The following is a 25,742-nucleotide window of genomic DNA, read 5'->3' as shown; positions in this document are numbered from 1 at the left end:
GCACCTTTGGGGAGGAGAAACACTCATGCGCGCACGGTCGGCCAAAGCCATCGTGGGAGCAATCACCGCGATTGGTCTGTTGCTCACCGCGTCAGGCTGCGGTTCCACAGCGCAGAGTGACGGTGGTAGTAACACAAAGAGTGAGCTTCACTTCTATGGCTCCGACGGCAACATGGCCAACTCGTTCGGCGAGGCGCTCAAGGACTCACCGGCTGTGCTCGCCGGGATGAAGGGCACGACCCCGCTGACGCCGCTGAGTGAGGACTTCAAGCGGCGGGTCAAGACCATCGACCCCAATCTCACGGACTTCAACTATGCGGGCGAGGCGTATGACGCCGTCGTCATCGCCGCGCTGGCGGCGGAGGCTGGCAAGTCGGTCGAGTCCGCGTCGATCGCCAAGCAGCTGATCAGCGTGACGACCGGTGAGAATGCGTGCGACACGGTCTCCGCATGCTTGCAGGCCGCGAAGTCGGGCAAGGATTTCAAGTACCGCGGAATCTCATTGCGGCGCAGCGGCTTCACCGACGTGGGCGAGCCTTCGTCGGCGACCTATGGCGTGCTCAATTTCGGGCGCAGCAACACCATCGACGACGCGAAGACCGAGTTCGTCGGCGCCGGTGACGAGAAGACCGAGAACAAGGCCGCCGCGCCACCCGCGAGCAGCGGCAACAAGGGCGGCGGGAAGGGGCCGGCGCTGAAGTTCGGCCTGTTGCTGCCGAAGACCGGCGCGCTGGCCTTCCAGGGGCCGCCGATGTTCGCCGCGGCCAAGCTGGCCATCAAGGAGATCAACGAGGCTGGCGGCGTGCTCGGCCAGCAGGTCCTGGTCGAGGAGGGCGACGACGGCACCAACCCCGACGTCGCCAAGGCGACCGCCGGGCGGTTCATCACCAACGGCGCTCACGTGATCATCGGCGCGGGCGCGTCGGGTGTGAGCAAGGCCGTCATCCCGCAGGTCGTGCAGGCCGGCAGGGTCATGATCTCGCCGTCGGCGACGTCGGACGAGCTGACGAAGTTCGAGGACAAGGGCCTGTTCTTCCGCACGTCGCCGCCCGACGTCCTGCAGGCCAAGGCGATCGCCGACATCATCATGCGGGACGGGCACACCAAGGTCGCGATCATCGCCCGTGACGACACCTACGGCAGCGGCCTGTCGGGCGGGGTCCGCACCGACCTCATGGCCGCCGGGGTCAAGGAGTCCAACCTGCTCATCGCCAAGTACGAGGCGAAGGACAACTACGACCCGAAGGCCGACGCGGCGAAGCTTTTCACGCCGATCGCGAGCCAGATCAAGAGTTTCGAGCCGACCGCGATCCTGCTGGTGGGCTTCGACGAGTCGGCGCTGGTGATTAAAGCACTGGTCGCCGCGGGCATAAAGGCACCAGCGGCCTAGCTGATTCCGACCGAGAGGATCCCCCCAGCATGAGCGAGAACGAGATTGTCGAGACGCGCGGCGATCAGCGCATCGAGCTCCTCGTCGGCGACACGAACAACGACGGCAAGCCCGACCTCTGGGCGATCGACACCGACGGGGACGGCAAGGCCGACGTGTTCCAGTTCGACACCAACGGCGACGGCAAGGTCGACATCACGATGAGCGACATCGACGAGGACGGCACGCCCGAGCAGGTCGTCGACGGCGACGGCGGCCTCCCGCCGGCGACCGTCTGACCTCGCTTCGATAACAGGACCACAGCGGCAGCGCGGCGGAGGGGAAACCCTCAGCCGCGCTGTTGTGCTACGTAGTCCCGCCACTGCTGCTCGAGCGCGGCCACGCCGATGCCCAGCACCTCGCGCGCCGCGGACTCGACCTCGGCGACGTTCTGGAACGCCTCGTAGAACTTGATCAGCTTGTCCTGCCCGAACTTCTCCGCGATCATCCGGTTCGCCAGCCAGCTGGCGATGTAGTTGCGCGGCTCGGAGTAGAACTGCTCGTCGGTCGGCAGGGTCGAGACGACGAGGTCGCCGAGCGCCTGCCGGATGCCCGCGGCGGGCACCTTGTCCTTCTTGTACGCGACGTACTCCGCGAACCCCTCCACGACCCACCGCGGCGTCCGCGCGGTCGTCACAGGGCCCATCGCGGCGTGCGCGAACTCGTGCGTGAGGTCGTGCGCGAGCTCCTCGGTCTGCGCGGTCAGCTGCGTCGGGTTGAACACGACACGCGTCGAGCTGTACGCCGGGGACGTGGCCCAGTCGCCGACCTGGTTGTAATACGGCACCGCGATCGCCGCGACCTGCGCGATGCGCTCCTGCGACTCGGCGAAGTACGTGTCGAAGATCCGCTTGTCCTGCACGGCGGTGAAGAGGACCTTGCCGTCCCAGCCCGCCGGGCGTACCTCGATGACCTGCTTGAGGCTCGTCTCGGCCATCTGCAGCAGGTTGCGTCCGCGCTGGGCGTCGTCGGCGGAGACCACGGCGATGATGCGGTCGTTGCGCAGCACCGCGACCGGCCCGGTCGAGTCCCACGGCTGGCCGTTGACGCCGATCGGCAGGTCCTTGCCGGCCGCGTCGCCGACGATGAGCCACTTGCCGCCGGTCCACGCGACCACGGGCATCCACGGCGTGGCGACGGTCTTGCTGTCCACGCCCTCGACCTTGTGCCGGATGGTGACCGCCTCGACGTGCACGGCGGCGTGGTACCGGTCGAACAGCTGCGTCGGCAGGAACTTGGCCAGCTGTCTGGCGGGCAGCTTGGTCCGGTCGAAGCTGATGTCGGCGAACGGCATCTTGACCAGGTTCTCGAACAGCTGCTTCTGCCGCTTCACGAACGCCGGGTCGCTCTGCTCGACGTCCGCCATCCAGGCGTCGAGATCCTTCTTCTTGACCGCCTGCGTGTGCCGCTCCAGGATCTCCTCGATCGCCTTCACACCGACGCCGGGGCGCATGTCGACCCACGTGGAGGAGACCAGGTCGGTCTCGCTGCTGTCACCGCCTCCGCGCAGCGCCCAGGCGGCCGCCGCGGCCCCGCCGAGGGCGAGGACCATGCTCACCACCAGCAGCGTGGTGAGGACCGGCCACAGGAAGCTCCGACGCGGTTGCGGCGGCAGCTGCGGCGCCCAACCATAGGCACCGGCTGGATACGTTTGCGGCAGCGGCTGATGTACCGGCGGCGCCTGGAACGGTCCGGAAAACCCCTGCTCCACCCGGCCTGGTGCCGGCAGAGAGTGCGGCGGCCCGTATTGCTGCGGCGCGAACTGCCGCATGCCCTCGACCGGCGTCCGCTGCTGCGGCACGAACTGCCCCGGCACGACACCGGACGGGCCGGCCCCGGCAGGCACAGGCACAGCAACCGGCGGGGACCCGGACGGCGCGGACACAGCGATCGGCGAGGCAGGACCGGCCTGCCCGGCAAGAGCGGACGGCGGCGCGGCGGCAACCGGCGGCGTGCCCGGAGAGGGCGGCGCGGCAGGCTGCGTGGTGGCGGTCGGCGCGACTGAAGCCGGCGGCGCAGCAGGGGCGACCTGCGCGGAGGCAGACACCGATCCGACCAGCGGCGCGGAAGGCGAAGCACCAGCCGGCGGCGCGGGGACGGCGGGCGGCGCGGGGACCGGTGCGGCGGTGGCTGCCGGAGGCGGGGCGCTGGACGGTACATCAGCGGCGGCCGCAACCGGGGCGGGCTGGTCGGGCAGGGTCTCGGCGCTGGGCGGGCCGGGCTGGGCCGGGACTGTCGGCGGGACGGTCACCACCACTGCTTCCGAAGCAGCATCAGTCGAAGGAGCGGCGGGGGGCGCCGGTGCTGCCGATTCGGGGTTGGTCACATTGCCTGCCGACGTCGAGGAGCGGAATCACATCCTCCGCCAGGCCGGCGGTCCTTGTCGACCCCGGCCTGGTTGCGGCGTGGGAGCACTAGCCCAGCGTGGTCAGCTCGGCCGTCAGCACGTTGGACAGGAGGGCGCCGTCGAGGCGGACCTGGCGCAGATACCACCGCTGCAGCGGGGTCCGGTTCTGGCTGAACTGCCAGCCGCCGCGCGGGCTGTCGATCTGCCCCAGCTTGCCGATCGCGGCGTTGAGGGAGAACGAGTCCAGCGACGGCCGGCTCGCGTCGCCGATCGCCTTGTCGAGCACGGCGGCGGCGTCGTAGGAGGCCATCGCGTAGGTCGACGGGATCGAGCCGTAGGCCTTCTGGTAGTCGGCGATGAAGCGGCGGTTGGCGGCGTTGTCGAGGTCGGGCGAGTAGTTCATCGCGGTGTAGATGCCCTGGGCGTCGTTGCCCTGCTGCTTGAGGACATAGCCCTCGGTGAGGCTGCCGGGCGCGATGAGCTTGAAGCCGGCGGGGAACTTCGCGGCCTTGAACTGCTTGACGAAGTCGACCGCGGACGCGCCCGCGTAGAAGGCGAACATCGCCGTCGCGCCGGACTGCTTGACCTGCTGGAGGACCTGCGAGTAGTCCTTCTGCTGGAACTGCGTGAAGCGGATGCCGTTGCCGTTGACCTCGCCCTGGGCCGACTTGAAGGCCTCGAGGAACGCGTTGACCTCGTCGTCGTCGCCCGGGTAGTCGGCGGCGACGATGGCGAGCGAGCCGCCGGCGTTGTCGGCGGCCCACTTGCCCAGGGCCTGGCCGGGCTCGTTGGCGACGAAGGACGTGCGCCAGATGTATTTGGCGCTCTGCAGCGCGACCGGCGACGCGTTGGAGCCGACCAGCGGCACGGCGGCGGCCTCGACAGTGTCCTTGATCGCCAGCATGGTCGCGGCGGACGCGATGCCGGTCAGGGCGAGGACGCGGTCCTCCTTGGTCAGCTTCTCCGCGGCGGCCTTGCCGATGTCGGGCGTCTCGCCCTCGTCGACCTTGATCAGCTGGACCTCGCGGTTGCCGAGCTTGTTGTCGTGCGTCTTGAGATACAGCTGGAAGCCGTTGTCCATCTCGTTGCCGAGGTCCTTGCGGCTGCCGGTCAGCGGCACGATCATGCCGATCTTGACCGGTGGCCCGGTCGGCAGCGACACGTTGTTCTCGGAGCTGCCGCTGGAGCCGCATGCGGAGAGTAACGGTGTGGCCGCGCCTGCCACGCCCGCGGCCGCGAAGAGTCGGAGCGCCTGGCGGCGGTTCAGGTGGGACACGTGCGTTTCCTCCCCAGCACCCTGCGGCGGCGAGAAAACCTCGACACCCACGCTGCGTTCTACCGCCATCGCGGCAGACAGTCAATCGGCGGTGCCGGCCTCACCCCTGGTCACCGTGCCGAATGCGGCGAGGACGGCGGGCCAGGCGGCCGACAACGGATCGATCACAGCGAAGTGTTCCACACCGGCCAACTCCACCAGCGTGGTGTCGTCCCCGGCCCGGCGGGCCAGGCGGCAGAAGGCTCGGGACAGCTCGACGGGCACGATCGTGTCGTCGCTGCCGTGCACCACGACGGTGCGGACCTTCGACGGAAGGTTGCGCATCGGGTCCGCCGCCGTATACGCCTCGGGCACCTGGTCGGGCGGGCCGCCGAGCAGGTCGGCGACGGCACCGTCGTCGAGGTCGAGCTCGTGCGCGCGGGCCAGGTCGGCGACCGGGGCGAGGGCGACGACCCCGGCGACGGCGTCGGGGGCGACCGCGGCGTACCAGAGCGCGAGGTGCCCGCCGGCGGAGTGCCCGGCGAGGATCGGCCGGTCGACCGCGACGGGCCGCAGCCCGCGGTGCGCGATCTCCTTGGCGAGCAGGTCGGGCACCGCGACGGCGGCGGACGCCACGTCGGAGAACGTGCCGGGCCAGCCGCCGCCGGGCCGGCCGGTGCGGCGGAACTCGATCGTCGCGACCGCGTAGCCCCGCTCGGCGAGGTCCGCGGCGAGCGGTGCGGTGTGCGCGCGGTCCCACTCGCTGCGCCAGAACCCACCGTGGATGAAGAGCACCAGTGGTGCGTGGGGCACGGCCGCGAGCCGGACGTCGGCCAGCTGGTCGGGGTGTTCGCCATACCGCAGCGTGAAGTCCGCGGGCCGGGCTGGGCGGCTGAGCACGTCGCGGGGATCACTCGTCACGGGGCGAGGTTAGCGCGTCACGAAGCGTGGCAACAGGGCCCTTTGTGGTAGTCCGGACGACGGGTAGGCAAGACTAGGAACCATGGCAGATGAGGCGCAGGACGAGTCGCGCACCGTGCTGGTGGTCGGACCCGACGGACGTCCGCTCGGCACCATGTCCAGTGACGAGGAAGGTGGGGAGGACCCGAGCAAGCTGATCGAGCAACCCGCCAAGGTCATGCGCATCGGCAGCATGATCAAGCAGCTGCTCGAGGAGGTCCGCGCCGCCCCGCTCGACGAGGCGGGGCGCAGCCGGCTCAAGGAGATCCACCGCCGCTCGATCCTGGAGCTCGAGGACGGCCTGGCCCCTGAGCTGCGCGACGAGCTGGAGCGGCTGTCCCTGCCCTTCGACGACGGCTCCACGCCGAGCGAGGCCGAGCTGCGCATCGCCCAGGCACAGCTGGTCGGATGGCTCGAGGGCCTGTTCCACGGCATCCAGGCGGCGCTGGTCGCCCAGCAGATGGCCGCTCGCGTCCAGCTCGAGCAGATGCGTGGCCGCCCGGCACTGCCCGGCGGCGCTCCCGGCCAGGGTCCCCAGCCGACCCCCACGGGCACCGGTCAATACCTGTAAAGGGAAGCGAAGACACGGGCGGCCGGGTGGCCGCCCGTCGTCGTTGCCGTGACGGTCAGTGGCGGTAGAGGATCTCCAGGTAGGCCGCGACCCCGTCGTCCTCGTTGGTCGCCGAGGTGACGTCGTGCGCGGCGGCCAGGACGGCCGGGTGGCCGTTCGCCATGGCGACGCCGCGGCCCGCCCAGGTGAGCATGGCCAGGTCGTTGGGCATGTCGCCGAAGGCGACCACCTCCGGCGCGGTGACCGAGTGCTCACCGGCGACCCTGGCGAGGGCCGTCGCCTTGGTCACGCCGACGGCGGAGACCTCCACCATGCCGCTGGAGGAGGAGTTCGTCGCCTCGGCCAGCCCGTCGAGGCACTTGCCGACCACTGCGGTGAACTCGTCGGACTGCTGGACCCCGGCCCTGACCAGGAGCTTCGCTGCGGGTCGGGTCACCAGCTCCTCATACGACACGGGGCCGACGGACTCGTGGTCGACCTCCCACGGCCCGACGGGGAACGCCTCCTCGTGCCGCATCTGCCGGCCGCCGTCGCGTTCGACCGCGAAGACCACGCCGGGCACCGCGGCGCGCAGGCGCTCGCAGGCCTCGGCGAGCACGGCCGCGTCGATCGGGGTGCTGTGGACGATCGTGTCGGTCCGCGGGTCGTAGGTCGCCGCCCCGTTCGCGCAGATGGCGATCGGGCGGACGGTCAGCTGCTCGTACACCGGGTGCAGCCAGCGGATCGGCCGGCCGGTGACCAGCACGATCACGACCCCCGCGGCGTCGAGGCGCCGGAGCACCTCGACCGTGCGGGGGCTGACCGTGCGGTCCCGGCCGACGAGCGTGCCGTCGAGGTCCGTGGCCACCAGTCGCGGGGTCTGCGTCACAGCTTCAACATAGCTTCGAGGTAGGTCGCGACCCCGTCCTCGTCGTTGGTGAGCGTCGTCTCGTCGGCGAGGGCCTTCAATGCGGGGTGGGCGTTGGCGACGGCGACCCGGCCGAAGCCGGCCCAGCGGAACATCGGCAAGTCGTTGGGCATGTCGCCGAAGACGAGGACGTCGCCGGGGTCGATGCCGAGCGCCGTGGCGACGAAGCGCAGGCCGGTGGCCTTGTCGACGCCGGGCGGGCAGATCTCGATGTAGCCGAGGCCGGCCTGGGTGATCGTGGCCATGCTCGCCGGGATGACCCGCTCCGCTACGGCGAGGACCTCGTCGACGTCGCAGGTGGGGTGCCGGGCGAAGCCCTTGAGGACGGGGCCGGTGAGGCACTCGGCGCGCACCCGCGCCTCGACGACGTCGGGGTAGCGCCAGTGCGGGTCGGCGTCGCCCCACAGCGGCGCCTCGTGGTGGTCGCCGGCTTCGATCAGCACGGACAGGGTGCCGAGCTCCTGCTCGAGGCGGGTGAGGACGGCGGCGAGGGCGTCGCCGGCGAGGCGCTCGTCGCGCAGGACGACAGGGTGCTCGGTGTCCCGGATGTCCAGGACCCGGCTGCCACCGCCCATGACGAGGAAGTCGGCGGCGGGGATGTCGAAGCGGATGAGTTCGGTCAGCCGGGGGCCGCGGCCGGTGGCGCCCACGATGTGGATGCCGGCGGCCTTGACCCGCTCGAGGACGTCACGGGTATAGGCACTCACGGTGTCGTCACTGCGCACGAGCGTGCCGTCGAGGTCGGTCGCGATGAGTTTGGGCAAACTCCGCATTCGGTGCTCCTTCCGCGTCAGCGGGGGAGCAACCGTACCTCCACCGCCCACTGAGGTCACACCATGCGAGTAAATCTCAACCGAACGTACGACGTCCTGATGAGGACGTCACTGCAGCGGGGTGACGGTGAGCTCCAGCGGCTCGGTGCCGTCGTGGGGCTCGTCCTTCGCCGTCCGCCGGCCCAGCCGCAGCGGTCCGAGCCCGCCGACGACGGCGCCGGCCGCCAGCAGCGCGGTCGCGGCGATGGCCAGCGGGAAGCCGGCGCCGACCTGCACGGACTCGTCGGGCAGCGAATACGCCGCGTACGGGCCGCCGCCGAGGTGGTCGAGCGCCCGATCCAACCCGATCAGGATCATGGCGTTGCCGGCGAGCAGCGCCACCGCGGCGGCGCTCGCGGCCCGGCGGACCACGCCGTGGGTCACCACGAGCACCCCGACGCCGACCAGGGCGAGCGCGAGCGTGCCGAGGTAGACCAGGACGTGACCGTTGTTGAGGCTGGCCAGGTCGATGTCGACGCTGGAGGGCAGGTTGGGGTTGGCGCCGGAGAGCGGGTTGTCCTCCGCGCCGGCCGCTACGTCGATGGAGGCCCAGGGCAGATACTGCGCGGCCGCGGCGAGCCCGAACCCGATGACGAACATGGCGACCGCCACCGGGCCGGGACCGCGCTCCTGCGCCACAGGAGCATCAACAGGCTCGGTCATATCGCGCAGGGTAGCTCAGGAAACGATCCGGAGGTTGAACCGCAGATCGCCCTTGGCACCCCACACCGCGAGCCACAGCGGCAGGTACTGCTCCATCGCGTACGCCTTCTCGATCCCGCCGAGGTCCAGCAGATCGCCCTCGGGCCAGCCGAACTTCGTCAGCACCCCCTTGACCAGTGCTTTCGCGTCCGCGTCGTCGCCGGCGACGAACATGGTGTGCGGCTGGGACAGCAGGTCGGGGTGGACCATGACGTCGGCGTTGACGGTGTTGAGCGTCTTGACGACCTTCAGCGCCGGGAACGCCGCCTGCAGACCCGCCGCGACGGGCTGGACGGCGGCGGACGTCAGGTCGTTGGAGATGTCGGCGAGGACCTTGCCGGTGAGGTCACCGGCGGCGCGTAGCACGTCGAGCGACGCGTTGCCCGGGGTGGCGTTGAAGATCAGTGAGCCGTGCGCGGCCGCGTCGGCGAAGGTGCCGGCCCGGCCGCCGGTCCGCCCGGCCCAGGCGACGGCCTTCGGGTTTGCCGCGTCGCGGGACCCCATGACGACGTCGTATCCCACCTCGACCAGCCTGGTCGCGATCGCGTCGCCGACCATGCCGGTGCCGAGGACCCCCACATTGAGATCAGTCATGCTCACCGGCAACACCGGCGGGCGCGGAAACATGCCGGTGCGCGCGGCCGATGGCGATCAGCCCGCACGCGAAGCCGAGCAGCGGCATCGCCACGAGGGCCAGCCAGCTGCCCGCTGACGTGCCGACATCCGTGATCCGGCCGGGCCCGGCGAGCTGACCGTCGAACGTAGTGATAAGGCTCACTGCGACGGATGCGGTCACCAGCGACAGGATCGGTCCGGCGAGACCCGCGAACTTGCGGCCCTGGTTGGCGCCCAGCACCGCCGCGCCGAGCACCGCGATGAGGATGAGCAGCAGAATCACGTACCAGAGCCCCATCTTGATGTTGAGGACGGTGAGGCTGTCGAGCCGCTGCTGGGCCCTGCGCCCGGACCCGGTCACCACCAGCTGCTGCACCCACGGCACGAAGATCGAGGCAATGCCGGTGAGCAGGCCGATCACGGCCAGCAGGCCACCGATCCGCACCAGTTTGCGTTGCATCAACGTGATCCCTCCCAAGAACTGCCGAGCTCGTCCCTGGGAGCACACGCAATGGGCTAGCGTCTGGTTCATGCCTACTCGCACTTCATCCGCCCGCTGGGAGGGCGACCTCAAGTCCGGCAGCGGCACCGTCTCGACCGGCTCGGGTTCCTTCCAGGGTTCCTACTCCTTCCCTTCGCGCTTCGAGAGCGGCGAGGGGACCAACCCCGAGGAGCTGGTGGCGGCGGCGCACGCGGCCTGCTACTCGATGGCGTTCTCCAACGGCCTGGCCAAGGCCGGCTTCACGCCCACGTCGGTGGAGACCTCCGCCGCCGTGCAGTTCGGCCCGGTCGACGGCGGCTTCGCCATCACCCGGATCGACCTGACCACCCGCGGTGACGTCCCCGGCATCGACGCGGCCGAGTTCGACAAGATCGCCGCCGAGGCCAAGGCCGGCTGCCCGATCTCCAAGGCGCTCGCCGCGGTCGAGATCACCCTGGACGCCAAGCTCGTCTGAAGTTCTCTTGAGAGGGTCCCCCGTTCTGGGGGACCCTCTTTGGCATGCCGGTGCAGATGAGCAAGGAGCGCTTCGAGGAGCTCGTGGGCGACGCCCTCGACGAGGTCCCGGAGGAGCTGCTCGACCTCATGGACAACGTGGTGATCCTGGTCGTCGACGACCCGCCGCCCGGCGAGCCGGACCTGCTCGGGCTGTATGAGGGGTTCTCGCTGACGGAGCGCGGCTGGGACTACTCCGGCGTGCTGCCGGACCGGATCTCGATTTACCGCAACCCGATCCTCGCTATCTGTGACGATGAGGATGACGTCGTCGACGAGGTCGCGATCACGGTCGTGCACGAGATCGCCCACCATTTCGGCATCGACGACCGGCGCCTCCACGCGCTCGGCTGGGGCTAGGGGGTTTCCTGATGCGTAGTGCGCTGTTCGCCCAGGAGAACATGGAGAAGGAGTCGCAGCAGCCCGGACTGCGGCTGCAGAACTCCAAGATGCTCAAGGCCGAGCTCAACGGCGAGATCATGGCCCGGACCGGCACGATGGTCGCCTACCAGGGTCAGGTGGTGTTCCAGGCGCTCGGCTCCGGCGGGGTCGGCAAGTGGCTCAAGTCGAAGCTGACCGGCGAGGGTGTCCCGCTGATGAAGGTCTCCGGCCGGGGCGACGTGTTCTTCGCCGACCGCTCCTCCGACGTGCATCTCATCGACCTGGAGCAGGGCGACGCGATCTCCATCAACGGCGCGAACGTGCTCGCGTTCGACTCGTCGCTGCAGTACGACGTGAAAATGGTCCAAGGGGTCGGCGTGATGTCGTCGGCGGGCCTGTTCAACTGCGTGTTCACGGGTCAGGGCCGGCTCGCGATCACGACGAAGGGCACGCCCGTGGTGCTGACCGTCGACGCCCCGACGTATGTGGACCCGCAGGCGGCGATCTGCTGGTCGGCGGGCCTGCAGACCGGCTACCACCGCGCCGACCAGCTCGGCATCGGCACGCTGCTGGGCCGCAGCACCGGCGAGGCTTTCACGATGAGCTTCGCCGGGCAGGGCTTCGTGGTCGTCCAGCCGTCGGAGGAGCCGCCGCAGGGATCCGCCGGTGGCCAGGGACAACAGCAGCAGGGCGGGGTGCTGGGCAACCTGCTGGGCAGTTGATCGCGCTTTGGTAACGGCAGCTCCGCGAGCCCTTGGCGGACCCGTTACGCTGCGCAGCGTGCGCGGTGACATCTTCAAGGCCGAGAACATGGCCCAGCCCCCTACCCAGGCAGGCATGAGCCTGCAGCACTCCAAGTGCGTCAAGTACGCCGTGAACGGCGAGATGATGGCCCGTCAGGGCGCCATGATCGCCTTCCGCGGCAACGTCCAGTTCGAGGTGAAGAGCCAGGGCGTCGGAAACTTCCTCAAGCGCGCGGTCACCGGTGAGGGCCTGTCCCTCATGGCCGTGCGCGGTCAGGGCGAGGTGTGGTTCGCCGACGCCGCCTCCGACTGCCACATCCTCGACATCGAGCCGAACGACGCCCTGTCGATCAACGGCAAGAACGTCCTCTGCTTCGACCCCTCGTTGCGGTACGACATCCAGATGATCAAGGGTGCCGGCATGTTCGGCGGCGGCCTCTTCAACAGCGTGTTCACCGGTCAGGGCAAGCTCGCCATCGTGACCGAGGGCTCGCCGATCATCATCCCGGTGAGCCCGCAGGCGCCGGTCCTGGTCGACACCGACGCGGTCGTCGGGTGGTCGAGCAGCCTGCAGACCAGCATCCAGAAGAACCAGAGCCTCAAGTCGATGCTGCGCGGCGGCTCGGGTGAGCTCTTCCAGCTGATGCTGCAGGGTCAGGGCTTCGTCATCGTCCAGCCCAGCGAGGGCAAGCCCGCCGCGGCGCAGTCCAGCAGCGGTGGCCTGCTCGGCAGCCTCGGCGGCTGAGCGCGTTTCCAGGGGGGCGGGCCGCCGCCCGTCCCCCCTTTCACGTGCGTGGGCTCAGGTGCCGTTGCGCAGGTTGGCCAGCCACCGCGCGGCGTCGGTGAAGTCCTCGTCGGCCATGCCGGGTGCCCGGCGGGCCGGCGGGTCGCTGTGTGCCGCCCGCGGGTAGGAGCCGAGGAACCGCACGTCGGCGCAGATGCGGCGCAGGCCCTGCAGCGCCTCCCCCATAGGGGCGTCGGCGACGTGGCCACCGCAGTCGAGGAAGAACACGTAACGGCCGAGGCGCTCGCCGGTCGGCCGGGACTCGATCCTGGTCATGTTGATCCCGCGGACCGACAGCTCGGTCAGCACGGCGAGCAGCGCGCCGACCCGGTCGTGGGCGATGTAGACCGCGAGGGTGGTGAGGTCGTCGCCGGTCGGCGGCGGCGGCGGGCCGGGCCGCGACACCAGCGCGAAGCGGGTCATCGCCTCGGCGTTGTCGGCGATGTCCTTCGCCAGGACGTGCAGCTTGTAGCGGGTCGCGCCGATCTCGGCGCAGACCGCGGCGTCGAACTCACCGGCGCCGGCGCCGATCGCGGCGGTCGCGTTTGACAGCACGTCGACGACGGTCGCCTGCGGCACGTGGTCGCGCAGCCACTTGCGGCACTGGGCGCCGGCCTGCGGGTGGGCGGCGACCGACCGGACCGAGTCCAGCGGCCGGTCCTGCGCGGCGGCGAGGACGAACTGGACCGGCAGCACCACCTCGCGGGTGATGATCAGCGGCTCGCCGTTGGCCAGCTCGTCGAGCGTGACGCCGACCTGCCCGCCGATCGAGTTCTCCAGCGGGACGAGCGCGGCGTCGGCGTCACCGGCGCGCAGCGCGTCGAGGGCCTCCGGGACGCTGCGGGCCGGGGTCAGCACCCCGCGGTCGGCGGCCGGGACGGTCTTGAGCGCCTGCTCCGAGAACGTGCCCTCTGGCCCCAGGTAGACAAACCGCGTCGGCGGCACACCAGGCATACACCAAGCCTAGACGCCCTGCCCGGTGACCTCGGCAGCCACTCGGCAGCCACTCAGCAGTCGGCCGTGCTGAGCAGCGCCGGCGGCGCGGTCGCCTTGACCTCGACGCTGCACGGGTCGGTGCCGGCGGTGACGATCGTCAGCGACGCGGGTGCGCCCTTCGACATGATCTGCAGCGGCTCACTGTTCGTCACGGTGAGGATGGTGTACTGCCAGACCCCCGCACACAGCGGCCCGGTCTTCACGGTGAGGCCGGAGCCGGTGGGCAGGCCGGGTCGTGCCTTCCGGACCGCCGCGATGACCTGCTCGCCGGTCGGGCGGCCGTTGCACTGCGACACGTACGCGTCGGAGAAGGGCAGCATGCTCGAACTCCCGCCGGCGCTCGGCGCGGCGGTGGTGGTGGTGCGGGGTGGCGGCACGTGGGGCGTGCTGGCCGGCGTCGGGCTCAGGGTCCGCGCCGGCAGGGGTGACGAGGTCGGCAGCAGCGGCCCTTGGTCATCGTGCGAGCGGGTGCAGCCGGACAGCAGGAATCCAAGGCTGACGATGGCGAGCACAGCGGCCGCAGTGCGCATGCAGGACATCGTAGGACGTCAGTCCCTGAAGGTTCATACGGTGTCGGAGGCGGTGACCCGATGTCCGGCGGCGTTGAGGGCGGCCAGGGCCTCAGCGAGCCGCACGGCCGGCACGAGGACATAGTCGGTGTCGAAGGTGGAGAAAGCGAAGATGTTGACCCGGGCGTCGGCAAGCGGCGTCACGATCGAGGCGAGGATGCCGGTGAGGGCGAGCTGGACCGGCCCGGCGACGCGCAGGCAGCGCCACGGCGTCTCGACCGCGGCGCCGTCGGGCACCCGGTCGGCGGGGCACAGGATGGAGACCTCGTCGGGCGTCCACGTCACCGAGATGACGTCGGGACCGGTCGCGGCGGCCTCGATGAGGCCCGCCGGGAGGGGCGACCCGGCCGGGAGCCGACCGATCGCATAGTCACCTGGCAACACCTCAAGGTCCAGCATGACAAGGAGCGTACGGTGCGAACGCGTTGCGTGGCGGGAGCCGTGAGCCAAGCCACGTGCGTCCCCCCGGTCGGGTGCGCCGCCGAGGTGCAGCTTTCAGACCGTGCTGAAGAACGTCAATGAACCGACGACCTGCCCGTCCTGCAGCAGCGGGGTGGCGATCGCGTCGAAGGTGCGCGCCCCGGTCGCGCAGCGCACCCGCACCAGGCCGCGGGCGAGCCGCCCGGAGGACAGCGCGAGCAGCGGCGGCGTCTTGTTGATCTCGTTGGCGTCCAGCGCGCCGCCGTCGCCGAAGTCGAGCAGCTGCAGGACGCCGTCGACCAGGGGACGGTCGATCGCGGACTCGGTGAGCCCGAGCAGATCCTCGAACGACGCGGAGACCGCGACGATGACCGCCTTGTCGTCGATCACCAGGCTCGGCTCCGCCGCGTCGGCGACGGTCGCCGCCCAGCGGTCGAGCGACGACTCCGCCGGCTCGGGCGGCAGAGCGAGGTCCGGATCTGACGGACGGGCAACGTGCGGGTCGGAGATGGACAGCTCGACATGCGCCACAGCGCCTCCTCAGGCACCGGTGCGGCGGACGCGTCCGCGCAGCGAACTCATCATGGCATCATTGCGCGGGTTATCGGTGCACAGCGATTGCTCAATCCGGCGCTTCGTGTCGAGCGGCTCCACGCCGCAGAGGCTACTCCGCGTCACCCCGCTTGTCAGTGCCCACGCGCTCCCCGTCCTTGTACCAGCGGTAACTGTCCGCGAACGCGGCATAGGACTGCGAGGACCACGTGGCCGGGTGCAGCGCGAGCGAGAACACCTTGTCGACGGTGTCCGCGGCGAGCCGCATTCCGCGGGCGTTCAGGACCCGGGGCAGCTCGTGATACGCGGTGACGAGGCAGCCCTTCGGCACCCCGTAGAAGCTGATCTTGCCGGTGCCGGCGAACGCCAGGATCGGCATGACCGGGATCGACACCCCGGAGCTTCGGGACAGCGCCTCGGCGGCGGCCTTGGCCTCCGCGCGCGTCTCCTCGACATACTTCGGGCGCTTGCCGTCGATCTGGACGATGTCGCCGGCGAAGGAGACGCGGCTGCGACCGTGGTCCTTGACCGTCACGGCGAACACGCCACCCGGCCCGACCGCGAGGAACGACCGGCGCTCGGCCAGCTCGCGCAGGTCCAGGACGTGCCACTCCTCGCCGAGACGACCGATGAGGTTGCCCATCCTGCGGTACAGACGGTTGTGCCCTGCCTCTTCCCTGCGGGCTCCGCGCTCAGCGCGTCGCTCGCGCATCCAGTCGATGGGGGAAGGCCGGCCGGCATCAACAATGATGCGATCGTCAAACCCTTCGGGCTGCGAACCCGTCCCGCCGCGGTGCAGCAGTTCGGTCATCTCGCACACCTCCAAGTCGCCGCTCGGTTGCGTGTGTGTTCAAACACCGTACGTGTTCAGGCGCCGAACCAGCATACTTGGATAGGTGAAAGACTCGGAATGACTGGGATGAATGCCACATTCACGACGTGTCATGAATTTGCAGATGGCGCCCAACCGGTGGATAACGGGTCAGCCGTTAGGCTGAGCAGGTGCGCCGTCATCACGTGAACAGCGAGGTCGGACGGCTCGGCACGGTGCTGCTGCACCGCCCGGGCGCGGAGCTGGCCCGGCTGACCCCGCGAAACAACGACTCGCTGCTGTTCGACGGGATTCCGTGGGTCGGCCGCGCTCAAGAAGAGCATGACACGTTCGCGCACGCGCTGAGCAGTCACGGCGTCGAGGTTCTCTACGTTTCGGAGTTGCTGGCCGAGACCCTCGCCGTGCCAGAGGCCCGCCACGAGCTCACGCAGGCCGTCCTCGACGACGTCCGGCTCGGCGACACGCTGCGCCGGCACGTCGCGGCCCACCTCGGCGTCCTCGACCCGGCCACGCTCGCGACCACGCTCGTCGCCGGACTCTCCCGGGCGGAGCTGCGGGCCGGGGACGGCCTCGTGCACGCGCTGATGGACCGCGCGGACTTCGTGATCGACCCGCTGCCGAATCTGCTTTTCACGCGCGATTCATCCGTCTGGATCGGCGGGCAGGTGGCGGTGACGAGCCTGGCGATGCACGCCCGCCGCCGGGAGACCGCCCTCACGCACGCGATCTACCGGCACCATCCTCGATTCACCGGGGTGCCGCTGGTGTACGAGCCGGGCCTGGAGCACCTGGAGGGCGGCGACGTGCTGCTGCTGGCGCCGGGCGTGATCGCGGTCGGCGTCGGGGAGCGCACCCGCCCGGCGGGCGCGGAGCGGCTCGCCAGGCGCTGCTTCGAACGCGACCTGGCCCACACGGTCCTGGTCGTGCCGATCGCGCAGGAGCGGGCCACGATGCACCTGGACACCGTCTGCACGATGGTCGACGTCGACGCGGTCGTGATGTACCCCAACGTCGCCAGCAGCCTGCGGGCGTGGACCGTGACGGGCACCTCGGACGCCCTGGACGAGCTCGTGGTCGCCGGGCCTGAGCCGTTCATCGTCGCGGCCGCGAAGGCCATGCGGATCGACACCCTGCGGATCATCGACACGGGCCTCGACCCGGTCACCGCCGAGCGCGAGCAGTGGGACGACGGCAACAACACCCTGGCGATCGCGCCGCGGCTCTGCGTGGCGTACGAGCGCAACGTGGAGACCAACGCCCAGCTGGAGCGGCAGGGCATCGAGGTGATCCGGATCCCCGGCTCCGAGCTGGGCTCGGGCCGGGGCGGTCCGCGATGCATGTCCGCACCCGTCGCGCGGGCGTCCGTGTAGTTCGTGCCTGGTCGGTTCCTAGCGGAGCGGCTGCAGACGGCCCAGGAGGCCCTGCTTGCTGCGGCGCTCGGCGGCGGTCAGCGGCTCGGTGACGGCGAGGGCCTCCGAGTAGCGCTTGGTGAACTCGGCGACCGGCGCCTCCCACTCCTCCGCCTCGACGTCGAGCGGAAGGTCCCATACGGGGGCGAGAAGCCCGTGCGCGCGGAACATGCCGGCGAACTTCGTCCCGTCGCCCAGCAGCAGCCCGCCGCCCGCCGACAGCCGCGACAGCGCGTCCAGGGCGCGGTCCTCGTCGTCGCCCAGGACGAGCCGCACGTGGGACCGGTCGGTGACGCGGCACCAGTACGTCGCCGGCGCCGCCGACAGCCGCACCGTGGGGAAGATGCTCGCGTTGGCCCGCTCCAGCGACGCCCGCACGTTGGGGTCGTCCGTGGCGTTGTCCTCGAGCCAGAACTCGAACCCGGTGTGCACCGTGACGTCCAGCGGCGCGTTGACGATCACGTCCTGCAGCCGCGGCCCGATCCCCGGCAGGGCCGGGATGTTGACCGTCTGCCCGGTCGGGGTGTCCAGCGCGCACTGCAGCGCCACCGCGAGATCCCGGGACACGTCCCCGGACTGCACGTGCCGCTGCAGCCCGATGAACACGCGGCCGTCGGGCTTGGTCATCGCGGGCCAGGCCATCGGCAGGACCGTCGCGAGGATGACCGGGCGGTCGCCGTACTTCTCGGCCAGGTCAGGTGCCAGCTTCAGTGGTGCCGAGGCGGCCGGCACCAGTTCGCGCAGTGCGATCCACTCCGGCTCGTCGGCCAGCCCCTCGAACGGGCGCCCCACGTAGACGTCACGGACCTTCTGGCGCTTCTCACCCTCGGCGGCGGAACGGCCACGGGGGGTTTTCGCTCGCTTGCTCACGGCGACCCAGCCTAGGCGGTCCCGCTACGCTGCGGGCGAACACCCTCCACACCCGGCGCGTCACTCACCCATCGGCGCCACGCATATCCGACAAATACGGAATATCACCGGTCCTCCGAGCCGGTAATCGAAAGCGCGAGAATCTCGAACGACTCGGAATGACTTCCCTTGATCTTGCAAACGGCGCCCAACGCGTCGGCCGTTCAGGGCCGGCCGAGACAGCGCGCCGCGCAGGGGCTATTACAGGGTCGCCCAGACGCATTGCCCCAGGCCGTCGCGTTCGACGCCCCAGCCGGTGGCGAGAGCGGCGACGATCGTCAGGCCGCGACCGTCGACCGCGTCAGGGGCGGCGGTGCGCAGCTCCGGGCCGACCGCCGAGCTGCCGTCCATGACGCCGGAGCGCGGGCCGCCGTCGGTGACCCTGATTTCCAGGGTGTCGTCCGGGAGCAGGCGCCAGGCCACCCTGATCACGTCACCGGGGAGGGGCGCCGCGTGGCGGACCGCGTTGCCGACGAGCTCGGCGGCGATGGCGACGGCGTCGTCGAGGCGTTCCTCGGCGACCAGGGCGTCGAGTTCGTGGGCAAGGCGATGGCGGGCGACGTGTGCACCGCGAGCGTGATGCGGGACAACGACGCACCAGGCGCGTTCCGCGACGGTTGTGGACACCCTCTCAAGCCTCCCCGTGGGCATCTGCGTCGGCGCGGGGCAGTCGCACCTCGGCGACGGTCCCGCCCCCGTGGCGTGGACGCAACGATACCCATCCATGTTGACGCTCAACGATCCTACGCACCAGATACAGTCCCAGTCCGACGCCGCCGCGGGTGCGCTGGTCGCCGGTCTCCAGTTGCCAGAAGCGCTCGAACGCCCGCTCGACGTGTTCCGGGCGGATGCCGATGCCCCGGTCGGCGACCCTGAACCAGACCGTTTGCGCGTCTGCACCCGCGGTCAGGTCAGCGTCTACCCAATTCAGGGAGTATTTACCCGCATTCGTTACAAATTCCGCAAGGATGGTAGCGAGGGTGGCGCGCTCTCCCAGGGCTTTCGGGAGGGTTTGCGGCAACGAAACACTTAAGGTGCGGCGCTGCTCGGGGCTCAGATCGCCGACGGCCGCCGTGAGGGTGTCGACCAGGTCGAACGGCAGGAGCGCGGACGCGTCGCCCGGGGTGGCTTCGTCGCCGACGGCGTTCATGAGGCGGTCGACGAGGCGGCTGAGCTCGCGGGCGCGTTGGCCGACGACATAGATCGCCTCGCGCCGGGAGCCTTCGTCGAGGGATTCCCAGTGGTCGACGAGGGTGTCGGCATACCCCCGGATGACGGTGATCGGGGTGCGCAGCTCGTGCCCGGTGAGCGCGATGAACAGGTCGCGGCCGTCGGCGGACCGGTCACCGCGGGCGTGGAACGACACGCCGATGTCGGTGGTGGGGGGCATCGCGGCGGCCCGGATCTGGATCCATGTGCCGCAGGCCATCTGGTGTTCGACGGTCTCCGCGCCGGTCGGCAGCGGAAACGGCCACGGCGCGCCGATCGCCGACTCGGGTGAGCGCGCGGTGAGCAGGGCCGCGGCCGGGTTCCAGGTGCGCACGACATGGTCGGCGTCGAGCACGGCGAACGGCACCGCGACGGGGTCGAGCGCGGGCCCGCCGGCGTGGATCGGCAGTCCGCGGCCCAAGGTGTACTGCAGGCCGATGAGACCGGCGAGGAAGCCGAGAGCGGCCCGCTCGTCGGCGCCTGCGGTGCCGTCGGCGTCGGGGTAGCCGCCGACGAGCACGCCGACCGCGGTTTTGCCGGCGTTGACCTCGGCGGCGACGAAGCGGGTGAGGCCGCGGCCGCGGAGGTGTTCGCCGCCGACCGTGCCGAGCAGGCTGACCGGGAACTCGCGGACCCTGGTGCCGTACTGCAGCAGCCCCCGCAGTGTCGGGTGGATGAGGTCGACAGGCCGGCCGAGTGACCAGTCGAGGGCGGCGGCGGCTGCGACGACCCGGCCGCTGTCGTGGCTGTATTCGATGAATGCGGCGCCGGCCGCGGCGGTCGCTTCGACGGTGACGTCGACGGTGCGCTGGAGCGCGGGCAGACCGCCGGCACCGGTCGCGAGCTGCTCGGCGATCTCGGCCAGGCCGCCGAACACGGCGGTGGCGTCGACCGGACCCCGAGCATCGACCATGCTGCGAGTCTGCCTCCCCACGCACGGCTTTAAAAGGGCATTGACGAAAGTTCTCCACGTGGGATTCCGCCGGGGTGGGTGGGTGCGACGACGGATTCCGCAGACGCCGGCGGGCAGCCGGGTGGCGGTCAGTCGCGCAGGCCAAGCTCCTGGAGGCGTTCGATCACGAATGCGGGCCGGTCCGAGATGATGCCGTCGACCTTCAGTTTCACGACGAGGTCGATGTCGTGGGGTTCGTTGACGGTCCACACGTACACGGGGAATCCGCGGCGGTGGAGGCGCTCGACGAGCTCGGGGGATGCCCGGAGGAGAGACACGCCGGGTCCGCCGATGCTGCTGCCCGGCGGGAGCCAGCCGATGCGGCTGGGGACCGACCAGACGTCGATCAGCATGACGGTGGGGAGCGCCGGAGCGAGCTGGCGGACGCGGCGGACGGCGTTGGCGGAGAACGACATCATCGTGACGTGCACGGGTTGGCCGTCGTTGGGGCGGTCCAGCCCGTACCGGCGCAGCAGGGTGAGGAGCGCGGTTTCCACGGCGGCGCCGTAGCGGGTGGGGTGTTTGGTCTCGATGAGCAGCCGCATGGGCCGACCGGCGTCGACGGCGAGGCCGAGGAGCCGGTCGAGGGTGAGGACCTGGCCGCGCCACCGGTCGTCGGCGAGTTTGCGGCTGGTGATGAGCTCGTCCGCGGTTTCGGGCAGGTCGGTGCGCCAGGAGCCGAAGTCGAAGCGGTCGAGGTCGGCGAGGGTCTGCACGCTGACCCGGCCGCGCCCGTCGCTGGTGCGGTCGATGCGGGAGTCGTGCAGGCAGACGAGGTGGCCGTCGCGGGTCAGCCGGACGTCGCATTCAAGGCCGTCGGCGCCTTCCTCGATGGCGAGGAGATAGGCGTCGAGGGTGTGCTCGGCGTGTCGATACGACGAGCCCCTGTGCGCGAACACCCAGGGCCGCTCAGGCGACCCTCGGTGCACCGCCGTCCTCGCTCACCATGGGCCGGCCGGCGACCGCCCAGTCCGACATGCCGCCGTCGAGGTTGATGGTGCGGGTGAGGCCCTGCTGCTGCAGGTATGCGACCACCTGAGCGGAGCGGCCGCCGACGCGGCAGACGACGATGACGTCGCGGTCGGTGGGGATCTCGTCGATCCGCGACGGGATCTGCATCATCGGCATGTGGTTGGCTTCAGGCGCGTGACCTGCCACCCACTCGTCGTCCTCGCGGACGTCGAGAAGGTAGGCGTCGGCAGCGACCTCGTCGACCGTGACGGTCGGGACAGCGGATCCCCTGAACACCGGTCCAGCCTATAAGAGCCTCAGATGGGGTTGACCCAGGTGGGGTTCTCCACGGCCCACGCGTCGAGCGTGTCGTTGAGCATCGCGGTGTACAGCGCCTTCGCTTCTTCGAGGGCGATGACGTACGAGATGCCGCTGATGTCCTGCGTCTCGGACGGCACGGTCAGTCCGACGAGGCCGCTGGGGCGGACGTTGCGCAGGCCGAACATGAGCTCTTCGAGCGCGACGCCGTTGGTGTCGACGGTGAGGGCGCCGCCGAGGGCCCGGATGAGCTTGTCGAGCGCGATCGGGTTGGTGGTGAGGTTCTGCTGCTGCGCCTTGGTGAGGATGGCGCGGATGAACTTCTGCTGGTTCTTCTGCCGGTCGAAGTCGCCGTTGGCGAGGCTCTTGCGCTGCCGGACGAGGTCGAGGGCCTGCCAGGACTCGAGGTGGTGGCAGCCGGGTTCGTACACGGCGGGGCGGCCACCGTGCTCGGGCGACAGGTAGTTGCCCTTGTCGTCGTAGCCGAGGTGGATCGACGTGACCTTCTGGTCGATGCACATGTCGACGCCGCCGAGGATGTCGACCGCGGCTTTGAAGCCGTCGAAGTTGACGATCGCGGCGCCGTCGAAGTGGATGCCGAGCAGTTCGGTGAGGGTTTCGGCGAGGAGCTGGACGCCGCCGGCGCCGCCGCCACCGTGCTGGAACGCGCCGTTGATCTTCTCGTGGCTGCTGCCGCGGAACCCGGTGGGCTCGAACGCGGGGATCTTCACCCGCAGGTCGCGGGGGATCGACAGCAGGTATGCCCGGTCGAGGCTGACCGGGATGTGCACGATGATGATCGAGTCGGAGCGCTGGCCGTCTTCGGGGTCCTTGGCCCGCAGGTCGGAGCCGAGGAGCAGGAAGTTGAGCGGGCCGGTGATGCTGCTGCGGCGCTCTTCCTTCTTGTCGTCGTTGCCGACGCGGGCGTTGGAGCCGAGCAGGTTTTCCTGGTTCACGCTGTTGCTGTAGCGGTTGGCGAGCACCTGCGAGCCGGTGACGGCGGTGGCGGAGACGACGACGAGGAACGCGCCGACGACGACGAGGAGCTTGGCCCAGACGGGGTCACGGCCCGGCAGGGCGGCTTTGCGGGCCTTGCGCTTCTGCCGCCGGGTGAGCGGTCGCGCGCCGCCTGCGGCGGTGGCGGCTTCCGCATCGGCATCGGCATCGGCGTCGTCATCCGCGTCGGCATTGGCGGTGGCGTCCGCGTCGGCGGTGGCGTCCGCGGCCTCTTCGGCTGCGGCGGCCGGCGCGTCGGAGGTCGAGGCGGACGATTCTGCGGAATCGGCGGCGGCCGGGTCTTCCGAGGGTGAAGATGGGGTTGAAGACTTGGCAGCGGGCTCGCCGGACGAGTCCGAAATATCCGGCGTGCTGGCATCGGCGCCGGGCGACGCCTCGACCGCACCTGCCGGAGCGGGTGGCGTCTCTTCAGGGCTGTCCGCCGAACGACTCACCGGCGGATCCTGGTCCTGCTGCATGTGGCCCCCGACTACGTGCCCGCGCTGCGGCGGGGATCTATCCGAGTCTACGTTCGCGGCGGGGATCGTGCCGACCAGCGTCACTGCACAAGATCCGAAGAGTTGCCACCAATCAGGCGTTTTCTACTCGGTCAAGAGTGACTTGTGCAATGAGATCTATACGACAGCCCGGGCATGCAACCCCTCAGGTGGGGAGACATGCCCGGGATGCCGGAATTATCACTTCTTAGTGGTCGACTTCGACGACGGCTGCGGCGACCCGCTCGCGGCGGGCTTCGGCGCGTTCGTCGCCGCCCACTCCTCCATCTTGTCGGTGCGCATCGCGGTGTACAGCGCCTCGGCCTTGGCCTCGTTCGGCACGACGACGTCCTCGCCGTTGATCTTCTTGCTGCCGTCGTGCGGGCTGACGAGGAACGTCAGGTCGTCGCTGCGCAGGTTGCGGAACTGCAGCGCCATGTCGGCGAGCGAGAAGTCCTTGTCGACGGTCATCGCCTTGGTGATCGCCTTGAGGAACGCGTTGAGCTTGGTCGGGCTGCTCACGGTGCCCGAGCTGACGGCCTTGTCGAGGATCGCCTTCATCATCTGCTGCTGGTGCCGCATCCGGGCGAAGTCGCCGTCGGGGAACTGATAGCGCTGCCGGGCGTAGTCGAGGGCCTCGTCACCGTTGAGGTGGTTCATGCCCTTCTTGAACTTGCGCTTCGGCGGGTGGATGGAGGTGATGTCCTGCTCGATGTTCATGTCGATGCCGCCGAGGGCGTCGATGACCTGCTTGAAGCCGCCGAAGTCGATGAGCAGCACGTGGTCCATGCGGACGTTGCTGTACTTCTCGATCGTCTGCACGGTCAGCGCGCTGCCACCCCAGGAGAAGGACGCGTTGAGCTTGGCCTTGGTGTCGCCGTAGGGCGTCGTCTTGCTCTTGGGGATGTAGACGTACAGGTCGCGGGGCATGGAGACCAGGTACGCCTTGTCGTGGCTGGCCGGGATGTGCAGCATGATCATGGTGTCGGTGCGCCACTCGCCCGCCTTGCCCCCGTTGTCGGGGTCGCGGGAGTCGCTGCCGAGCAGCAGCATGTTGAGCGCGCCGTCGGCGACCTTCGCCGGCCGGCCGCCGGTGATCTCACCGAACGGGTCGTCGCGCTGCAGGCCCGCGTCGACGTAGCGGTAGTAGCTGTAGGCGCCGACACCCGCGAGGAGCGCGAGGACGACGATCGCGGCGCCGGCGACGAGCGCGATCCGCCCCCACCGGGGACGGATCTTTCGGCGGCCTGGGTATTCGTTGCCGCCCGGACGGCGCGGCGGCACGACGCCGCCACCACCGCCACCCGAGCCGGTCGCGGGACGGGCGGAGCCATAGACGCCTGGCCTCGCCGGGCTGGTCGGTGTGGAGGCGCCGGAGACGCGCGCACGAGCTCCCGCGCTGGGCGGGAGGGCGTTGGGCACCGAGGCGCGACCCGACGAGCCGTTGGAGGCAGGCGTGGTGGACATGAAACCCACGATACGAACCCCGCGCCGCTACGCCACGTAACCCGGGCGGGCGCGGCACGAAGCTGGGAGTGTCACCTTGCGCGGAAATAGTCCAGGGTGCGGCGCAGGCCTTCGTCCGGGCCGACGGTCGGCTCGTATCCGAGCAGCTCACGGGCCTTGGTCAGGTCGGGGCGGCGGCGCTCGGGGTCGTCGGCGGTGCGGGGCAGCAGCGACACGGTCGACGTGCTGTCGGATAGCCGCACGATCGTGTCGGCGAGCTCGAGCATGGTCATCTCGTGCTCGGTGCCGCAGTTGATCGGGCCGGTCTCGCCGGAGTCGAGCAGGAGCAGGATGCCGCGGACCAGGTCGGACACGTGGCAGATGGACCGGGTCTGAGTGCCGGAGCCGTGGACGGTGATCGGCTCGCCGCGCAGCGCCTGGGAGATGAAGGTGGGGATGGCCCGGCCGTCGTCGGGGCGCATGCGCTCGCCGTAGGTGTTGAAGATCCGCACGATGCCGACGTCGACGCCACGACCGCGGTGGTAGCCCATGGTGGCCGCCTCGGAGAAGCGCTTCGCCTCGTCATACACGCTGCGGATGCCGATCGGGTTGACGTTGCCCCAATACGTCTCCGGTTGCGGGTGGACCAGCGGGTCGCCATAGGCCTCGGAGGTGGACGCCATCACGAAGCGGGCGCGGTCGGCGACGGCGCGCTCGAGCAGCTGGAGTGTGGCGAGTGAGCCGACCCGGAGGATCTCGACGGGCAGCAGCTCGAAGTCGGTGGGGCTGGCCGGCGACGCGAAGTGCATGATCGCGTCGAACCTGGCGGCGAGGGCTTCGACGGTCGGCAGCGGCTCGCTGACGTCGGCCTCGACCAACGTGAATCGAGGGTGGTCGACCAGGTGCGCGACGTTGTCCTTACTGCCCGTGACGAAGTTGTCGATAACGACAACCTGCGCGCCGCGGGCGATCAGGGCGTCGGCGAGGTGGGACCCGACGAACCCGGCACCACCGGTCAGCAGAATCCGGTGTCCTTCGCCGTAACGCTGCGCAACTTCGACCATGGGACCAGCCTAGCGGCAGTGGGGGGGGGGGGGGGGGGGGGGGGGGGGGGGGGGGGGGGGGGGGGGGGGGGGGGGGGGGGGGGGGGGGGGGGGAGGGGGGGGGGGGAGGGGGGGAAGGGGTA

29 protein-coding genes are annotated in these 25,742 nt (G+C 70.2%); 8 read left to right on the top strand and 21 right to left on the bottom strand.

Going from position 1 to position 25,742, the window contains the following annotated elements:
* The first annotated feature begins 25 nt into the window (after window positions 1-25).
* Window positions 26-1,390, top strand: coding sequence for an ABC transporter substrate-binding protein (locus ACZ6TV_RS01190; RefSeq protein ID WP_465294028.1), 1,365 nt, complete (start codon window positions 26-28; stop codon window positions 1,388-1,390).
* Window positions 1,391-1,419: 29 nt separating this feature from the next.
* Window positions 1,420-1,668, top strand: coding sequence for a hypothetical protein (locus ACZ6TV_RS01185; RefSeq protein ID WP_033360579.1), 249 nt, complete (start codon window positions 1,420-1,422; stop codon window positions 1,666-1,668).
* 50 nt (window positions 1,669-1,718) lie between these two features.
* Here the strand turns inward: ACZ6TV_RS01185 and ACZ6TV_RS01180 are convergent, their stop codons facing one another.
* From ACZ6TV_RS01180 to ACZ6TV_RS01170, 3 genes are all read right to left on the bottom strand, one after another.
* Window positions 1,719-2,981 (bottom strand): peptidase MA family metallohydrolase, encoded by a 1,263-nt coding sequence (locus ACZ6TV_RS01180; RefSeq protein ID WP_465294880.1) that lies wholly within the window; start codon window positions 2,979-2,981, stop codon window positions 1,719-1,721.
* Between the two features lie 862 nt (window positions 2,982-3,843).
* Window positions 3,844-5,052, bottom strand: a complete 1,209-nt coding sequence (locus ACZ6TV_RS01175) for an ABC transporter substrate-binding protein (protein ID WP_465294025.1) — start codon at window positions 5,050-5,052, stop codon at window positions 3,844-3,846.
* Window positions 5,053-5,133: 81 nt separating this feature from the next.
* On the bottom strand, window positions 5,134-5,952 hold the full coding sequence (locus ACZ6TV_RS01170; protein WP_465294023.1) for an alpha/beta hydrolase family protein: 819 nt from the start codon (window positions 5,950-5,952) through the stop codon (window positions 5,134-5,136).
* Window positions 5,953-6,034: 82 nt separating this feature from the next.
* Between ACZ6TV_RS01170 and ACZ6TV_RS01165 the strand changes: the two genes are divergently transcribed.
* Entirely contained in the window at window positions 6,035-6,562 is a 528-nt protein-coding gene (locus ACZ6TV_RS01165; protein WP_465294021.1) for a bacterial proteasome activator family protein, read from the top strand.
* A gap of 55 nt (window positions 6,563-6,617) precedes the next feature.
* Here ACZ6TV_RS01165 and ACZ6TV_RS01160 read toward each other — a convergent pair whose 3' ends face one another.
* The 5 genes from ACZ6TV_RS01160 to ACZ6TV_RS01140 form a co-directional block, all read right to left on the bottom strand.
* Complete coding sequence (locus tag ACZ6TV_RS01160) at window positions 6,618-7,430, bottom strand: HAD family hydrolase (protein WP_465294019.1); 813 nt, start codon at window positions 7,428-7,430, stop codon at window positions 6,618-6,620.
* Window positions 7,427-8,242 carry an HAD family hydrolase gene (locus ACZ6TV_RS01155; protein WP_465294017.1) on the bottom strand — a complete coding sequence of 272 codons (816 nt, stop codon included), beginning with the start codon at window positions 8,240-8,242 and terminating at the stop codon, window positions 7,427-7,429. The genes ACZ6TV_RS01160 and ACZ6TV_RS01155 overlap by 4 nt, the downstream gene beginning before the upstream one ends.
* A 108-nt stretch (window positions 8,243-8,350) precedes the next feature.
* A complete protein-coding gene (locus ACZ6TV_RS01150; protein WP_465294015.1) occupies window positions 8,351-8,944 on the bottom strand; it encodes a hypothetical protein in 594 nt (197 codons plus the stop codon).
* Window positions 8,945-8,959: 15 nt separating this feature from the next.
* The gene (locus tag ACZ6TV_RS01145) at window positions 8,960-9,577 is read right to left on the bottom strand and encodes an NADPH-dependent F420 reductase (protein ID WP_465294878.1); all 618 of its coding nucleotides are present in this window, start codon (window positions 9,575-9,577) and stop codon (window positions 8,960-8,962) included.
* Window positions 9,570-10,130, bottom strand: coding sequence for a hypothetical protein (locus ACZ6TV_RS01140; RefSeq protein ID WP_465294013.1), 561 nt, complete (start codon window positions 10,128-10,130; stop codon window positions 9,570-9,572). The genes ACZ6TV_RS01145 and ACZ6TV_RS01140 overlap by 8 nt, the downstream gene beginning before the upstream one ends.
* Here ACZ6TV_RS01140 and ACZ6TV_RS01135 point away from each other — a divergent pair.
* The 4 genes from ACZ6TV_RS01135 to ACZ6TV_RS01120 are packed head-to-tail and all read left to right on the top strand — an operon-like array spanning window position 10,129 to window position 12,461.
* Entirely contained in the window at window positions 10,129-10,554 is a 426-nt protein-coding gene (locus ACZ6TV_RS01135; protein WP_465294011.1) for an OsmC family protein, read from the top strand. The two genes, ACZ6TV_RS01140 and ACZ6TV_RS01135, sit on opposite strands and share 2 nt — an antisense overlap.
* A gap of 50 nt (window positions 10,555-10,604) precedes the next feature.
* Window positions 10,605-10,952 (top strand): metallopeptidase family protein, encoded by a 348-nt coding sequence (locus ACZ6TV_RS01130; RefSeq protein WP_465294876.1) that lies wholly within the window; start codon window positions 10,605-10,607, stop codon window positions 10,950-10,952.
* A gap of 11 nt (window positions 10,953-10,963) precedes the next feature.
* A complete protein-coding gene (locus ACZ6TV_RS01125; RefSeq protein WP_465294009.1) occupies window positions 10,964-11,695 on the top strand; it encodes an AIM24 family protein in 732 nt (243 codons plus the stop codon).
* Window positions 11,696-11,753: 58 nt separating this feature from the next.
* Window positions 11,754-12,461, top strand: coding sequence for an AIM24 family protein (locus ACZ6TV_RS01120; RefSeq protein WP_465294007.1), 708 nt, complete (start codon window positions 11,754-11,756; stop codon window positions 12,459-12,461).
* A 54-nt stretch (window positions 12,462-12,515) separates the two neighbouring features.
* Here ACZ6TV_RS01120 and pheA read toward each other — a convergent pair whose 3' ends face one another.
* The 5 genes from pheA to ACZ6TV_RS01095 form a co-directional block, all read right to left on the bottom strand.
* Complete coding sequence (pheA, locus tag ACZ6TV_RS01115) at window positions 12,516-13,454, bottom strand: prephenate dehydratase (protein ID WP_465294005.1); 939 nt, start codon at window positions 13,452-13,454, stop codon at window positions 12,516-12,518.
* A gap of 53 nt (window positions 13,455-13,507) precedes the next feature.
* On the bottom strand, window positions 13,508-14,026 hold the full coding sequence (locus ACZ6TV_RS01110; RefSeq protein ID WP_465294003.1) for a hypothetical protein: 519 nt from the start codon (window positions 14,024-14,026) through the stop codon (window positions 13,508-13,510).
* A gap of 33 nt (window positions 14,027-14,059) precedes the next feature.
* On the bottom strand, window positions 14,060-14,464 hold the full coding sequence (locus ACZ6TV_RS01105) for an ACT domain-containing protein (RefSeq protein WP_465294001.1): 405 nt from the start codon (window positions 14,462-14,464) through the stop codon (window positions 14,060-14,062).
* A 96-nt stretch (window positions 14,465-14,560) separates the two neighbouring features.
* The gene (locus tag ACZ6TV_RS01100; RefSeq protein ID WP_465293999.1) at window positions 14,561-15,016 is read right to left on the bottom strand and encodes a hypothetical protein; all 456 of its coding nucleotides are present in this window, start codon (window positions 15,014-15,016) and stop codon (window positions 14,561-14,563) included.
* 133 nt (window positions 15,017-15,149) lie between these two features.
* Window positions 15,150-15,680, bottom strand: coding sequence for a hypothetical protein (locus tag ACZ6TV_RS01095; RefSeq protein WP_465293997.1), 531 nt, complete (start codon window positions 15,678-15,680; stop codon window positions 15,150-15,152).
* Between the two features lie 374 nt (window positions 15,681-16,054).
* Between ACZ6TV_RS01095 and ACZ6TV_RS01090 the strand changes: the two genes are divergently transcribed.
* Window positions 16,055-17,239 carry an arginine deiminase gene (locus ACZ6TV_RS01090; protein ID WP_465294874.1) on the top strand — a complete coding sequence of 395 codons (1,185 nt, stop codon included), beginning with the start codon at window positions 16,055-16,057 and terminating at the stop codon, window positions 17,237-17,239.
* Between the two features lie 18 nt (window positions 17,240-17,257).
* Here the strand turns inward: ACZ6TV_RS01090 and ACZ6TV_RS01085 are convergent, their stop codons facing one another.
* From ACZ6TV_RS01085 to ACZ6TV_RS01050, 8 genes are all read right to left on the bottom strand, one after another.
* Window positions 17,258-18,148 (bottom strand): DUF5926 family protein, encoded by an 891-nt coding sequence (locus ACZ6TV_RS01085; protein ID WP_465293995.1) that lies wholly within the window; start codon window positions 18,146-18,148, stop codon window positions 17,258-17,260.
* A gap of 240 nt (window positions 18,149-18,388) precedes the next feature.
* A complete protein-coding gene (locus ACZ6TV_RS01080) occupies window positions 18,389-18,814 on the bottom strand; it encodes an ATP-binding protein (RefSeq protein ID WP_465293993.1) in 426 nt (141 codons plus the stop codon).
* Between the two features lie 4 nt (window positions 18,815-18,818).
* Complete coding sequence (locus ACZ6TV_RS01075) at window positions 18,819-20,309, bottom strand: sensor histidine kinase (RefSeq protein WP_465293991.1); 1,491 nt, start codon at window positions 20,307-20,309, stop codon at window positions 18,819-18,821.
* 128 nt (window positions 20,310-20,437) lie between these two features.
* Window positions 20,438-21,247: a glycerophosphodiester phosphodiesterase gene (locus ACZ6TV_RS01070; RefSeq protein WP_465293989.1), complete on the bottom strand. Its 810-nt coding sequence runs from the start codon at window positions 21,245-21,247 to the stop codon at window positions 20,438-20,440.
* Between the two features lie 10 nt (window positions 21,248-21,257).
* Window positions 21,258-21,596 (bottom strand): rhodanese-like domain-containing protein, encoded by a 339-nt coding sequence (locus ACZ6TV_RS01065; protein WP_465293987.1) that lies wholly within the window; start codon window positions 21,594-21,596, stop codon window positions 21,258-21,260.
* A gap of 20 nt (window positions 21,597-21,616) precedes the next feature.
* Entirely contained in the window at window positions 21,617-23,176 is a 1,560-nt protein-coding gene (locus tag ACZ6TV_RS01060; RefSeq protein ID WP_465293985.1) for an LCP family protein, read from the bottom strand.
* 135 nt (window positions 23,177-23,311) lie between these two features.
* Window positions 23,312-24,577, bottom strand: coding sequence for an LCP family protein (locus ACZ6TV_RS01055; protein WP_465293983.1), 1,266 nt, complete (start codon window positions 24,575-24,577; stop codon window positions 23,312-23,314).
* A gap of 71 nt (window positions 24,578-24,648) precedes the next feature.
* Complete coding sequence (locus tag ACZ6TV_RS01050) at window positions 24,649-25,620, bottom strand: NAD-dependent epimerase/dehydratase family protein (protein ID WP_465293981.1); 972 nt, start codon at window positions 25,618-25,620, stop codon at window positions 24,649-24,651.
* Window positions 25,621-25,742 lie beyond the last annotated feature (122 nt).

The organism is Dactylosporangium sp. NPDC051087, from assembly GCF_055586325.1.
Note: the sequence above shows the minus strand (reverse complement) of the source record. Positions and strands in the feature narration are given on the sequence as shown.

What these genes read in the sequence shown, in the direction of transcription:
- ACZ6TV_RS01190 (WP_465294028.1), top strand. Translation starts at nt 26, where the DNA reads ATGCGCGCACGGTCGGCCAAAGCCATCGTGGGAGCAATCACCGCGATT.
- ACZ6TV_RS01185 (WP_033360579.1), top strand. Translation starts at nt 1,420, where the DNA reads ATGAGCGAGAACGAGATTGTCGAGACGCGCGGCGATCAGCGCATCGAG.
- ACZ6TV_RS01180 (WP_465294880.1), bottom strand. Translation starts at nt 2,981, where the DNA reads ATGGTCCTCGCCCTCGGCGGGGCCGCGGCGGCCGCCTGGGCGCTGCGC.
- ACZ6TV_RS01165 (WP_465294021.1), top strand. Translation starts at nt 6,035, where the DNA reads ATGGCAGATGAGGCGCAGGACGAGTCGCGCACCGTGCTGGTGGTCGGA.
- ACZ6TV_RS01155 (WP_465294017.1), bottom strand. Translation starts at nt 8,242, where the DNA reads ATGCGGAGTTTGCCCAAACTCATCGCGACCGACCTCGACGGCACGCTC.
- ACZ6TV_RS01150 (WP_465294015.1), bottom strand. Translation starts at nt 8,944, where the DNA reads ATGACCGAGCCTGTTGATGCTCCTGTGGCGCAGGAGCGCGGTCCCGGC.
- ACZ6TV_RS01145 (WP_465294878.1), bottom strand. Translation starts at nt 9,577, where the DNA reads ATGACTGATCTCAATGTGGGGGTCCTCGGCACCGGCATGGTCGGCGAC.
- ACZ6TV_RS01135 (WP_465294011.1), top strand. Translation starts at nt 10,129, where the DNA reads ATGCCTACTCGCACTTCATCCGCCCGCTGGGAGGGCGACCTCAAGTCC.
- ACZ6TV_RS01140 (WP_465294013.1), bottom strand. Translation starts at nt 10,130, where the DNA reads ATGAACCAGACGCTAGCCCATTGCGTGTGCTCCCAGGGACGAGCTCGG.
- ACZ6TV_RS01125 (WP_465294009.1), top strand. Translation starts at nt 10,964, where the DNA reads ATGCGTAGTGCGCTGTTCGCCCAGGAGAACATGGAGAAGGAGTCGCAG.
- pheA (WP_465294005.1), bottom strand. Translation starts at nt 13,454, where the DNA reads ATGCCTGGTGTGCCGCCGACGCGGTTTGTCTACCTGGGGCCAGAGGGC.
- ACZ6TV_RS01110 (WP_465294003.1), bottom strand. Translation starts at nt 14,026, where the DNA reads ATGCGCACTGCGGCCGCTGTGCTCGCCATCGTCAGCCTTGGATTCCTG.
- ACZ6TV_RS01105 (WP_465294001.1), bottom strand. Translation starts at nt 14,464, where the DNA reads ATGCTGGACCTTGAGGTGTTGCCAGGTGACTATGCGATCGGTCGGCTC.
- ACZ6TV_RS01095 (WP_465293997.1), bottom strand. Translation starts at nt 15,680, where the DNA reads ATGGGCAACCTCATCGGTCGTCTCGGCGAGGAGTGGCACGTCCTGGAC.
- ACZ6TV_RS01075 (WP_465293991.1), bottom strand. Translation starts at nt 20,309, where the DNA reads ATGGTCGATGCTCGGGGTCCGGTCGACGCCACCGCCGTGTTCGGCGGC.
- ACZ6TV_RS01055 (WP_465293983.1), bottom strand. Translation starts at nt 24,577, where the DNA reads ATGTCCACCACGCCTGCCTCCAACGGCTCGTCGGGTCGCGCCTCGGTG.
- ACZ6TV_RS01050 (WP_465293981.1), bottom strand. Translation starts at nt 25,620, where the DNA reads ATGGTCGAAGTTGCGCAGCGTTACGGCGAAGGACACCGGATTCTGCTG.